General features: G+C 34.7%; 10 protein-coding genes. 7 read left to right on the top strand and 3 right to left on the bottom strand.

The genetic code is table 11. The features are described 5' to 3' along the window. Nucleotides 1–260: 260 nt before the first annotated feature. The 3 genes from NQ163_RS09090 to NQ163_RS09080 all read left to right on the top strand — a co-directional run bounded on the left by NQ163_RS09090 (nucleotide 261) and on the right by NQ163_RS09080 (nucleotide 4,611). Nucleotides 261–1,622: an NAD(P)/FAD-dependent oxidoreductase gene (locus NQ163_RS09090; protein WP_268190034.1), complete on the top strand. Its 1,362-nt coding sequence runs from the start codon at nucleotides 261–263 to the stop codon at nucleotides 1,620–1,622. Nucleotides 1,623–1,856: 234 nt separating this feature from the next. Then, the gene (locus tag NQ163_RS09085) at nucleotides 1,857–2,600 is read left to right on the top strand and encodes a hypothetical protein (protein WP_268190033.1); all 744 of its coding nucleotides are present in this window, start codon (nucleotides 1,857–1,859) and stop codon (nucleotides 2,598–2,600) included. 505 nt (nucleotides 2,601–3,105) lie between these two features. Further along, complete coding sequence (locus tag NQ163_RS09080) at nucleotides 3,106–4,611, top strand: glutamine synthetase family protein (RefSeq protein ID WP_268190032.1); 1,506 nt, start codon at nucleotides 3,106–3,108, stop codon at nucleotides 4,609–4,611. A gap of 76 nt (nucleotides 4,612–4,687) precedes the next feature. On the opposite strand, the gene NQ163_RS09075 is transcribed toward NQ163_RS09080, so the two are convergent. Continuing rightward, a complete protein-coding gene (locus NQ163_RS09075) occupies nucleotides 4,688–6,013 on the bottom strand; it encodes an ammonium transporter (RefSeq protein WP_268190031.1) in 1,326 nt (441 codons plus the stop codon). Between the two features lie 254 nt (nucleotides 6,014–6,267). Here NQ163_RS09075 and ung point away from each other — a divergent pair, with 254 nt between their 5' ends. Further along, nucleotides 6,268–6,936, top strand: coding sequence for a uracil-DNA glycosylase (ung, locus tag NQ163_RS09070; protein ID WP_268190030.1), 669 nt, complete (start codon nucleotides 6,268–6,270; stop codon nucleotides 6,934–6,936). Here ung and NQ163_RS09065 read toward each other — a convergent pair whose 3' ends face one another. Next, complete coding sequence (locus tag NQ163_RS09065) at nucleotides 6,937–7,338, bottom strand: DUF4783 domain-containing protein (RefSeq protein WP_268190029.1); 402 nt, start codon at nucleotides 7,336–7,338, stop codon at nucleotides 6,937–6,939. It abuts the gene before it with no gap. A gap of 301 nt (nucleotides 7,339–7,639) precedes the next feature. On the opposite strand from NQ163_RS09065, the gene rlmH reads away from it, so the two are divergent. The 3 genes from rlmH to NQ163_RS09050 all read left to right on the top strand — a co-directional run bounded on the left by rlmH (nucleotide 7,640) and on the right by NQ163_RS09050 (nucleotide 12,637). Next, entirely contained in the window at nucleotides 7,640–8,113 is a 474-nt protein-coding gene (gene rlmH, locus NQ163_RS09060; protein WP_268190028.1) for a 23S rRNA (pseudouridine(1915)-N(3))-methyltransferase RlmH, read from the top strand. Between the two features lie 82 nt (nucleotides 8,114–8,195). Then, nucleotides 8,196–11,861 (top strand): sensor histidine kinase, encoded by a 3,666-nt coding sequence (locus NQ163_RS09055; protein WP_268190027.1) that lies wholly within the window; start codon nucleotides 8,196–8,198, stop codon nucleotides 11,859–11,861. Then, entirely contained in the window at nucleotides 11,861–12,637 is a 777-nt protein-coding gene (locus NQ163_RS09050; protein ID WP_268190026.1) for an MBL fold metallo-hydrolase, read from the top strand. Before NQ163_RS09055 ends, NQ163_RS09050 begins: the two co-directional genes overlap by 1 nt. On the opposite strand, the gene NQ163_RS09045 is transcribed toward NQ163_RS09050, so the two are convergent. Then, nucleotides 12,638–13,231: a response regulator transcription factor gene (locus tag NQ163_RS09045; protein WP_268190025.1), complete on the bottom strand. Its 594-nt coding sequence runs from the start codon at nucleotides 13,229–13,231 to the stop codon at nucleotides 12,638–12,640. Nucleotides 13,232–13,233 lie beyond the last annotated feature (2 nt).

Genomic DNA, 13,233 nt, shown 5'->3' with positions numbered 1-13,233 from the left:
GTAAACGAATAATATGCTATATTCTTTGGCAATATACATGTCCGGACTGAACAATGAACCAAAGTTAAAATGAAGAATCTGTCGGGAAACAATTGGCAGCAACCACTCTAAAATGAGGTTGATCTTAAATGCTTTAAAAATAAATTTTCTCATGCAATCGGTTGAATAATAATATCGATTAGAATATTAAAGAATAATTTCTTTAATTTGTAAAAGACAAAAGAGTCTTTAATCCGAATAATGAAAAACAGACGGATAATATGGCAAATTTTCTTAATACAAATTCTAATATGGATACCATAAAACACATACCCGAAAACGGGAAAACCAGAGTAGTAATTATTGGCGGTGGATTTGCAGGACTAAAACTGGCAAGACAATTGGCCAACACAAAATACCAGGTAGTACTAATCGATCGAAACAACTTTCACCAGTTTCAACCCCTATTTTATCAAGTAGCAACTTCGGGACTCGAGCCAAGTTCTATATCATTTCCTTTGCGCAAGATATTCCAAAAGAAAAGCAATGTACATTTCCAAATGGCTGATTTATTGGAGGTTAATTCAAAAGATAATGAAATCTACACCTCTTTGGGAAAATTGAAATATGATTACCTGGTTTTGGCAACCGGAGTAGGTACGAATTACTTTGGAAATAAAAATATCGAAGAATTTTCCATACCGATGAAATCTGTTTCGGAAGCCATTTTTCTTCGAAACTCCATTTTAAGGAATTATGAGAAGGCTTTGAACGAATCGGATCCGGAAAAAGCAGCCAACTACATGAACATTGTGCTTGTAGGAGGTGGGCCAACTGGTGTAGAGTTGGCAGGGGCTTTGGCCGAAATGAAATCTGAAATTCTTCCGAAAGATTATCCTGAGCTTGATTTTAGTCTGATGAATGTCTACCTATTCGAAGCGTCGGATAAATTATTGAATGGCATGTCGGAAAAAGCATCAGCCAAAGCTCAGAAATTCCTTGAAAAACTTGGCGTGATTGTTAGAACCAATGCAAGGGTTGCCGATTATGATGGCTTAACCATTCGTTTGGATGATGATGAAGAATTTAAATCATACACCATGGTTTGGGCAGCTGGTGTTGCAGCACGTCCTATTAAAGGAATCAGTGAAAATGCGAGCGTGCGTGCAGGAAGGCTTCAGGTAGATCAATACAATAAAATAGCAGGCCTAGATAATGTGTTTGCAATTGGAGATCTTGCCTACCAAACCGAAGGTAAATTTGAAAATGGACATCCACAAGTTGCTCAAGTTGGATTACAGCAAGCTGGAAACCTGGCAAGCAATTTTAAAAGGTTGCTACAAAATAAAGAAATCAAAGCATTTCATTATACAGACAGAGGATCGATGGCTACTATTGGAAAGAACTTGGCAGTGGCTGATATTCCTGGAATTAAAATGCAGGGATTTTTTGCCTGGCTATTATGGTTGTTTGTGCACCTGATGGCAATTGTTGGTGTAAAGAATCGCTTTTTTATTCTTATCAATTGGGTATGGAATTATTTTACTTCCGATCAATCCTTAAGAGTTTTAATTCGACCTAAAAAAAGAAGTTTTACAGATAAGGCCAGTCTAAAAGTGAAAGCTGATAATATGATAGCTTAAAAAATTGAATATATCACATCCACAAAAGTGCCGAATGCAGAGCGATTCGGCACTTTTTTATTTTTTGGCACAAGCTTTGCAAAGATCTAGTTAAAGTATACCGGTTATTTACTTTACGGATTCATCCCTACCAAAGGATGACGATATTTTGCCAGAAACATTTGCAAACTGTTACAGTTTGCTACTGCCACTCAACGGAGAGCAGAATGGCTTTCACCTTTAAATACCAAAACTATGAAAACGACAAAATATTACAAGTTGCTTGCCAGTATAGTATTGGTTTCAACACTTGCTACATATACCACTAGTTTATTTGCTCAAAGAAGATCATACAATGAAGAGGCTACCCGTTACGATGAAAGAAAAAGAAACAAGTCTTTTCAAGAGAACCAAAACAGAGACAGGTCTAAACGAAGCAGTTATAACTATAAAGATGATCGCAGATCGCAAAGACATGATCACAAATACAAAAAAAATCACTCACATAACCAAAATCATTATTCACATAAAAAACACAAGGGACATAAATATCACAAAAACCATAAACATGGGCATATAGAACACAGATATTATCATGGAGATCATTATAGAGCTCATCATGGATATCACCATAAACATCATGGGCAATATCATAGACACAAGTACTACAATAATAAACATGGACACAGTTGTTACAATCACTCAAAATATGGTCAAGTAATTTGGAGATTTTCTTGTGCCCCCAGAGTAATTCATCACCACAGTGGTGATTATTACTATACCAATGGACATTATTACAAATACTATCCTGAATATGGTTATATTCATGTAGAGGCACCTAGAACAGTTTACTTCTCACACCTACCCAATGATTGTCACAGGGTTAAAGTTCATGGAGGAGTTTATTATACCGATGGAGATTTGTGTTTTGTAAGACATAGAAAAGGATTTAGATTGGTCACCAGACCTGAAGGCATTCACTTTTCTATACGATTTTAACACATACTTAACAGTATTGTTTTGCGATAAAAAGCATAAAAGCAAAAATAAGGGGGTTTACTTTTTAAATGCATCTATTTTTCAGATTTTTTTTACAAAAACACCACCCTCGTGTGATAAAAATGACGTTTTGAAGATAGGTTGACTAAAAATAGGGCATTTTAAAAATCAAAATATCATCTTTCAAATGCTACCTCAACAAAAAAGAGGATTCATCGAATAAAAAATGATGATTTTGAATTAGGATCACCTTTGAAAAGGGGGTAGTGGAAAAAAATAAAAATTTGACCGTCGAAAACGGTTTCGAAAAGCTGTTGCAAAACAGCTTTTTTTAGGCTTTGCAAAAACAACAAATCACCTCTAAACACCTGATTTCATTGATGGTTTGATGGATTTTTAATCATTATTCTAAAAACGCAAAACTTTTTGGAAAATAAATGGGTTCAGATCTATTTTTATCACAAGAATTAAAACACAACAACAAATATTTATAAAACGCGGTATTATGACTAGGGAAGATTATAGATTAGATCCTAACAAACTGGTTCAGTTTCTTAAAAAACCAAGTGCAGAGTTTACAAAGGAAGATTTGATTGAATATGTAGTGGAGAATGATATTAAAATGATCAACTTCCGCTATGTTGCTGAGGATGGAAAATTAAAAACACTAAACTTTATTATAACTGGTTTAGATCATCTGGACAGTATCCTATCAACAGGTGAACGTGTTGATGGATCAAGTTTGTTCTCATACATTGGAGCAGGATCAAGTGATTTATATGTAATTCCAAGATTTAAAACTGCATTCGTTAACCCTTTCTCTGAAATTCCAAGTTTGGATATTCTTTGTTCTTTCTACACTGCAGAAGGAAAACCTCTTGAAAGTGCTCCTGAGTACATTCTTAAAAAGGCGAACAGAGAATTTGAGAAAACCACAGGTCTTAAATTTAAGGCAATGGGTGAATTGGAGTACTATATTAAAAGTGCAAACCATACACTTTACCCTGATGTTGATCAAAAAGGGTATCATAGCTCACAACCATTTACAAAATGGGAAAACTTACGTCGCGAAGCAATGATATTAATTGCTCAGTGCGGTGGTAAAATTAAATATGGTCACTCTGAGGTAGGTAGCTTTACCTCTGGTGAAGATGGATATGAGCAACACGAAATTGAATTCTTGCCTGTAGAAGCTGAAGATGCAGTAGAACAATTACTAATTGCGAAATGGATTGTTAGAATGCTTGCTGCAAGAGAAGGTGCTTTGGTAAGCTGGGCTCCAAAAATTACAGTAGGTAAAGCAGGTAGCGGTCTTCACATTCACATGTTGGTTGAAAAAGATGGCAAAAACATCTGTATTGAAAATGGCCAATTAAGTGATACTGCTAAGAAAATGATTGCTGGTATCATGGATCTTTCGGGTGCATTAACTGCATTTGGTAACACCATTCCAACATCTTATTTAAGATTGGTTCCTCATCAAGAAGCTCCTACTTATGTATGTTGGGGAGATAGAAACAGATCGGTATTGGTACGTGTTCCTCTTGGCTGGGTTGGCGCAACTGATATGATTAAGGATGTGAATCCACAACAGGATGCTGATCCAAGAGATTTCTCAAACAAACAAACATTCGAGTTTAGAGTTCCTGATGGATCTGCAGATATGTATCAATTAATGGCAGGTTTGATTGTTGCAGGACAGCATGGATTGCAAATGGAAAACAGCTTGGAAAAAGCTGAAGAATTGTATGCTGATGTTGATATTTTCGCTCCGCATTACAAAGAAAAATTAGAGAAATTGGAACAATTACCAACTTGCTGTTGGGAAAGTGCTGATTGCCTATTGGAGAAGAGAGAAGTTTTCGAGAAGAATGGAGTTTTCCCTCAAGGAACAATCGATTCTGTTGCTAAGAATTTAAAACTTTATGAAGACAATGGCTTAAATGATAGAATTCTAGGCAAAGTAGATAAGATTATGGAAATCGTTGAAAAATATATGCACTGCATGTAATAGAATTATATTAGAAATTAAAAGTCCCGTAAACAATGTTTACGGGACTTTTTTATTATTGAAGATTTGGATAGACTTAATCCTTGTATGCAAAAGAATATGATTCATTGTGTTGCGATGCGTCCAGCCCTTTTTTCTCGGAATATTCAGAAACTCTTAACGGAACCATCAAATCGGTTAACCAATATAGAAGATAAGAACCTCCAAATGTAAATACTCCTACAACAAGCAAAGCCAACATGTGCATTAAGAAAGTTCTAAGTTCACCATGAATTAATCCAACTTCTTGTGCAAAAACAGAGGTTAAAATCATACCTGTGATTCCTCCCATTCCGTGAGCAGGGAATACATCTAAAGTATCGTCCAATGAAGTTTTTCCCTGCAGAGTAATGGCATAATTACTAATAATTGATGCTACTACCCCAATTGTTATTGAAGCTCCAACGGTAACAAATCCTGCAGCAGGTGTTATGGCTACCAATCCAACTACCAACCCGATTGCAGCTCCTAATCCCGAAGGTTTATGGCCTCTAGCTCCGTCTAGGAAAATCCATGTTAACATGGCAGCTGCAGATGCGGTGTTGGTATTAAGAAGAGCTAGTACAGCAGTTGAAGAGGCCTCCAATGCTGAACCTGCATTAAAACCGAACCAACCAAACCATAACATTCCTGCACCAAGCAGAACGAATGGAATGTTTGATCGTTTCTCGTTGTATTTTGATTTGGTTCTTTTTCCTAGAAACATTGCTCCTGCCAATGCTGCAAATCCTGCCGACATATGAACAACCGTTCCTCCTGCAAAATCCAGCACTCCCAAATTACGAAGGAATCCATTAGGATGCCACGTCCAGTGTGCCAATGGTGCGTAAATAAATAATGTAAATAGGCTAATAAATATCATATAGGAGCGGAATCGCACCCTACCTGCAAATGATCCCGTAATAAGAGCTGGAGTTATAATGGCAAACTTCAACTGAAACAAAGCAAATAATGCGAACGGAATGGTAGGTGCCATTTCAGGATGTGTTAGTCCGCCAACATTTTTAAACATCCAAAAGGTTAATGGATTCCCTACCAGGCCAAAGCCTTCGTTTCCTATACTGTCGCCAAAAGCCAGACTAAATCCACATATGATCCAAATGATACTTACAATTCCCATTGATACAAAACTCTGTAGTATCGTTGATATAATGTTTCTTGGATCTACCATTCCTCCATAGAAGAATGCAAGACCTGGAGTCATTAAGAACACTAGAGCAGTAGAAGTAAGCATCCATGCCACATCTCCAGCTACAATGTTAGGATCGCCTGATCCAAATTCAATTCCAGGGACAAAGATTCCCACAATCGACACCAGTACTAATAATAGTAAGGCGTAAAACCACTTTTTACTGTTTTTCATCTGTAATAGATTTAAGGGTAAAATAAACAGAAAGGTGTGATTATGAATTGTGGTCCGTCAAATTTTACACTTGCGATTCAAAAATATATATTTTTCCGCAATCAAACAACCATTTCGAGGGGGTTCTTTTGATTTTTATATATTTTTAAAAATCCACACCCCATATCCAGATAGGTAGAATTTCATTTATATGCAATTTATCGAGATTTGTGTATGATTTTTATGGATGTTATCTTCGAAAGAAAATTATTCTCATGAATGTGCAAATTGAGGAATCCTGGAAGGAAAAACTAATTGGTGAGTTTTCGAAAGAATATTTTCAACACCTGGTTCATTTTGTAAAAACAGAATATCAGAGCAAAAAAATCTATCCGCCAGGTAAATTAATTTTTAATGCCTTTAACAAGTGTGCATTCGATGATGTAAAATTGGTGATCATTGGACAAGATCCTTACCATGGGTTTGGACAAGCCAATGGCTTATGCTTTTCAGTGAATAATGGCGTTGTCCTTCCTCCTAGCCTGCAGAATATCTTTAAGGAAATAAATTCTGATCTAGGATTAAACATACCCAAATGTGGTAACCTTGAAAAGTGGAGTGAACAAGGTGTAATGTTATTAAATGCCACGCTAACCGTTAGGGCCAACCAAGCAGGCTCACATCAAAACAAAGGATGGGAACAATTTACCGATGCAGTTATAATATGCCTTTCGGAAGAAAAGGAGAACCTGGTTTTTCTATTATGGGGAGCATATGCACAAAGAAAGGGAGAACAAATTAACCGATCGAAGCATTTGGTATTGAAATCGCCTCATCCATCTCCTTATTCGGCTGACAGAGGATTTTTTGGAAACAAACATTTTAGCAAAGCCAACACATATTTGGAGAAAAAAGGAAAGGCTCCAATTGATTGGAGCCTTTAGTTAATCTTTTTCTATATGGAGCTGATGAATAATGAATTTTCCGTTTTGTTTCTTCGAAAGAAAACTTAGTCGGAAATTTCCCTTTTTGGTGATCAATTCTCCAGTTGCATATCTGGCACCGGTTTTGCCCCCGGCATGCTTCTTTTTAAAATCGGTTGGCGGATAGTCTCTAAAAAACTTATCAAGAATCTGTTTTGCTTGAGATTTGCTGTAGTTGCCTTCTTTGTCTTGAATTGAAAGTTGGATTCTATCGCTAAAATAATTGGACAAACTGGCACAATTTCCTTGCTTGAAAGCAAGTGTTAAGTTTTTCGGCAAATCATTCTGAGTTTGCGAACTTACATTCGAAGCAGAAAACAGAACAAATAGAATTCCAACAAATATGTATTTAATAATTTTCATCTGTTATAATTTTTCTTGCATTTGCCAGATGGAAGCCGCAAGATTAAAATAATTATTATCGCAATGTGATAATTATTTTAATTATCCTCGTTTCATCTGAATAAATTTAATTCATTATCATTTACCTTTACACAAATTCTGTGCGAAAAACATACCGCAAGATAAAAAAAATCTAATCGAGAACCTGATTTCGAGCAGATAATTGGTTTTGCCCTATCGATTAAAGGCACGGTATAGCATGGAATTGAAAGAATTTAAGTTAATATTTTGGGAATACCATATCGTGAAAAATTAGACACTTATGAAAGCAACTCTCTTGGTAATTGGAAAAACAGATAAAGACTTTGTTAAAAAAGGCATTGACGAATACCAAAAACGTCTTGTGCATTATCTTCCGTTTGATTTTAAAATGATTCCCGATTTAAAGAACACAAAAAATCTTTCTGAAAATCAGCAAAAACAAAAAGAAGGTGAATTAATTCTGGAGAAGTTAAAACCTACAGACACACTAATTTTATTAGATGAAAATGGCAAAGAGTTCTCATCAGTAGGATTTTCGAAGTTTATGGAACAGAAAATGGTTAGTGGTACTCGAAATCTTGTATTTGTTATTGGCGGTCCTTATGGATTTTCAGAAGAAGTATACAAAAAGGCACAAGGCAAGGTCTCTTTATCGAAGATGACATTCTCGCACCAAATGATTCGTATGATTTTTATTGAACAACTTTATCGCGCTATGACCATTATAAAAGGAGAACCTTATCATCATGTTTGATGGTTTAATTGAATTATGCTAATTTGTGAGAGGTTTAGCATGAAATTTGTTAATCCAAACAAAAATTTCAAAACAGTCAGCATTGGAAAATAAACTTCTCAAATACATTCTAGGAATATCAGTACTGGTATTTTTCGGCTTGGCAATCACTTCTGATTATCTTTTTAATCGTGAAGACAGCTTGCTACAATCAGCAAAAAGAATACAACATGTTTTTAGCAAAAAAGAACCTTCTTTAAAAAAAGATCTAAATGAGTTACGCAATGCCATTGTCAATAAAAATGGCGGATTAAGTGAATACAATAATTTCACGGAATTTGAGCATGACTTAAAAAAAGATGGTTTTGTTTTATTGGCATTTAAAGAAGATAGTTTAGGATTTTGGAGTGATAACTCGTTTATAATTCCTAAAGTAGAAAGCCTAAAAGAATCACATGGAAGTGTTAAGAGATTCGAGAATGGCTGGTACTATATTCAAAGACAACAGTTAGACAGCATCGATTTGTATGGTTTACTTCTTATAAAAAAGATTTATCCATACCAGAATAAATACCTAAAGAATCATTTCGATCGTGAATTTGATATTCCCGTTGAGTTTGAAATATCATTAGACAAAGAAAAGGGAGTTCCAATTTTTGATAAGGATGATAACTTTTTGTTTTCATTACAATACAGTGATTATGGCTACAGTGCACCAAAAGCTCAACATCGTATTGGAGCCTTTTATGCTATCTTCATACTTCTGCTTTTAATCCTGATTAGCATTCAAATTCTTGAAATTAGAAATGTAAAATTTGGCTTAAGCGCACTTTTTATTTGGGGAATATCGTTATTATGTCTTCGATATTTAATGATACAATACTCATTTCCATCTGTCTTTTCCAATTTGGAAATATTCTCACCAACACTTTATGCACGCTCATTTTTCTTCCCATCATTAGGAGATTTTTTATTAAATGTGCTATTCCTTTATCTTTTCGTTTATACTTACTCATCATACGGATGTAAATATCACATTCTGAAAGGAGTATCAAAAACAGGAGCAAGCATACTATTTGTTTTGTACTTAGTATTGTATTGGGCATTTTTTTACTCAATCCAAGGATTGGTAAACAGTTTGGTACTAGATTCCAGCTTTAGTCTGCAAATGTTCGTTTTCCAGGATTACGGAATTTATGTATTCGTTGGGTTCCTGATTTTGCTTTTATTAATGTATTCTTTAGGACACTTTGCTTACCTCATTGCTGCCTTATCAAGATCAAGATGGAATTTATGGAAATACTTGATATTCGTGTTTATAGTTTCCATTCCAGCAATCGTTTACCTTTTTCTTTTTTCATTCGAACCCCAAAGCTATCTCTTTATAATCTTACCATTAATCATTTTATTACTTGTAGGATTTGCAAGTTATAAAGCTGCTAAAGGAAGCTACTACTCATTGATGATTGTTTTATTACTATTTGTAGCCATCGCTGTAACTGGTATAATTAATGTTCTATCCGAAAAAAAGGAAGCACAAAATCGATTGATAACTGCAATGAACCTTTCTACTGAATACGATCCTACATCTGAAAATTTGTTGGTTCACTTGCAAAAAGATCTCAATTCAGATAAAGTATTGAAACAAATGTGTCAACATCCATTTAGAAATGAAGTACGCATAATGGATCACATTCGAGATCGATACTTTTCCGGATATTGGGATCAATATTATCACCAGATCACTATTTGTAATGAATCTGATGATTTGAGCATTGAACCAGACAATCATGTCAGAAATTGTTTTGAGTTCTTCGAAGAAATGATTCTTCAATCAGGAGAAGAAATTCCAAATACAAAATTCTATTATCTGAACGATTTTGATGGAATGGTTTCCTATTTGGGAAAACTTGAATTTAAAACCAAAAGAATGGGCTTGGTTCGAATTTTTATTCGTCTCGACTCCAAACTTGGCAATGAAGGAATAGGATATCCAGACCTATTACTTGATGAAAAAGTTACTTTAAAACAAAGAGGAAATGAATATTCTTATGGAAAATATAGCGATAATAAATTGATTGCTTCCTCAGGAAAATTCAATTATTACATGAATGAAAAGGTGTTTGGAACCCACAATGAGAAATCATTTCATGTAAAACTTGACAATTACGACCATCTCGTCTATCGATTCGATAACAATGCAGTTGTGGTAAGCTATCCTCTTGTTAGCTGGTACAACAAAGTGATAACTGTCCCATACATTTTTGTATTTCTTTATTTGTTTGGCATGTTTATATGGCTTTTAAGCCGATATCCCTGGAAATTTAAATTCAACATGAGTTTTAAGTTTAGAATACAATACTCAATTGTAGCATTGTTAATGTTATTCTTTTTATTGTTGGGTGGAGGCACTGTTTATTATACAATTGAAAGATCAGAAGAACTTAACAATAGAAAATTAGAAGAGAAATTACAATTGGTAAAACAAGAAGTAATTTCGAGCTTAGGCGAAAATTTAAATGTAGACTTTCTAACAGATCGCTTGCGAAGGCTATCCAGTCTAATTTATGCTGATATTCATTTGTATAATTTATCTGGAGAACTAATCACCTCATCGCGTCGCGAAATATTTGACAAGAAGCTTCAGTATAAGAAGATGAACTTTGCGGCCTACTATCAATTGTTTTTTAAAGAAAAAACAAGCTTCATTCACAAAGAAGAAATTGGTAAAATGTCATATTTATCGGCCTACGAAACCATAGTTGACGAAAACAATAAGGTTATCGCTTTTGTAAATCTTCCTTATTTCACAAAAAGTCAGGAGTTGGAAAAAGAAATGTTCAATCTTATTTTGACAGGAGTTAATTTACACGTTTTCATGATCTTGTTGGCTATATTCCTTTCCGTTTTTATTTCCAATAAGATTACATACCCATTAAGAATTATTCAGAACAGGTTAAAAGCCACTCGATTTGGTTCATACGGCGAAAAAATTGAATATTCAAAAGATGATGAGATTGGAAGTCTGATTAATGAATATAACCAGATGCTAGTTGAGCTTTCCGATAGTGCAGAAAAGTTGGCTCGTTCAGAAAGAGAATCCGCATGGAGAGAAATGGCTCGTCAAATCGCTCACGAAATTAAAAATCCTTTAACTCCAATGAAGTTAAGCATTCAATTTTTGCAAAAACGTTTCGAGGAAAAATCTGAAAATAGAGAAGAGCATTTGCAACAAGTAAGCAAGACCTTAATCGAGCAGATTAATGCTTTGTCTTCAATAGCCACGGCCTTCTCAAATTTTGCAAAAATGCCAACTGCAAATAACGAAGCACTGAATCTTGTTGATATATTAAATCATGTTGTTTCCTTATTCAGAAATGATGAACTGGATTTAAAACTTCAGCTGAATGGTATTGAAACAGCTAATGTATTTGTTGATAAAGAGCAATTTATTCGAGTATTTGTAAATTTAATAAACAATGCCATTCAATCCATTCCTGAAAATAGAAATGGACAAGTAATTGTTGAGCTTGAGGAAGAAAAAGAATACTTTAAAGCTTGTGTAATTGACAATGGGAATGGGATTAGTGATGATGTAATGGAAAGGTTATTCTATCCTAATTTCACTACCAAATCGGGTGGAATGGGGTTAGGTTTGGCCATCGTTAAAAACATCGTTAAAAACGCAAAAGGTGAAATTTGGGTAGATTCAGAACAAGGAGTCGGTTCATGTTTTAACCTTAGAATTCCTAAAAGAAAAGATGAATAATGAAGCTGAAAATACTATTAGATAATACAGCAACAGAAGGTTTTGAATCGGTTCATGGATTTTCGGTACTTGTAGAATCCGATAAGAAAATTTTATTCGATGCAGGTCCAAACGAGTTGTTTGCAAAGAATGCCAAAAAGTTAGATGAAGATTTTTCCGATATTGATACTGTAATTCTGAGTCATGGTCATTGGGATCATGGAGATGGTTTAAAGTATTTATCAGGTAAGGAGCTGATTTTACACCCTGATTGTTTTATTACCAGGCATCGAAAACGCAACAATACCCACGTAGGTTTATCTATGAACAAAGAGGAGCTTTCGGAAAACCTTAAAATTAAGGAAAGCAAAAAGCCTTTGTGGATTTCTGAAAATATGGTATTCTTGGGACAAATCCCCAGGGTTAATGATTTTGAATCGAAAGAAAGTCCTTTTTTATTGCCCGATGGATCTCCCGATTTTGTTCCTGATGATTCAGCAGTTGCAGTAAGCAGTTCCAAAGGCTTAATTGTGATTAGCGGTTGTGCTCACTCAGGCATTTGCAATACTATTGAATATGCTAAGGAAGTATGTAAGACCAATACTGTTTATGCAGTAATTGGCGGTTTTCATTTGAAGGAGATAGACGAACTTACCATTAAAACAATTGAATATCTAAAAGCTGAAAACATTAAATTTCTTGGGCCAACTCATTGCACAAGTTTCAAAGTTCGCGATGAATTTGCAAAAAGCTTCAACTTGTTGAAATTGGCCGCGGGTGCAGTTATAGAGCTGTAATTACTTTACCTCATCCATGTTAATCAAATTGTTCAGAATTGCATATACCGTTAAGCCAGAAACAGATTTGATTCCAAGTTTTTGTGTTATGTTTTTACGATGGGTAACTACGGTATGTATGCTGATAAACAACTGATCTGCAATCTCTTTATTGGTTAATCCCAAAGCAATATGTTTCAATATATTTTGTTCTCTCGAACTTAAAGTTTCATTCGACTTATTAATTCGTTTTTTTTCTGCCTTTTGATTCACTATCTCCTCAATAATTTCGAGAATTTTAGATTGATTATCCTTATAGTGAATCAAAGCATCAGCATTGTATTTGCCCTCAATTGACTTGTCTTCCGATATCAATACCAAACTCATTTTATTGGCAGCAATAAAAGGCTTTTTCAAATCTTCACAACCTGAATCAAGCATATTCGTATTGGCAATTAAAACATCAGGCTTTAATCGGTTCACAATATCGCATAGCTCTACTTTATTCGAAACAGGCTGAAGAATTTCAACATTCCCAAGCTTTTGAATTACTGAGCCAAGTCCTTTTCGAATCAAACAAGTGCTTTCTGCAATTAGTATAGAAATTCTAGGCATAA

Source organism: Marinifilum sp. D737 (assembly GCF_026672275.1).
Lineage (GTDB): Bacteria > Bacteroidota > Bacteroidia > Bacteroidales > Marinifilaceae > Marinifilum.
This window is presented reverse-complemented; position numbering and strand designations above follow the sequence as displayed.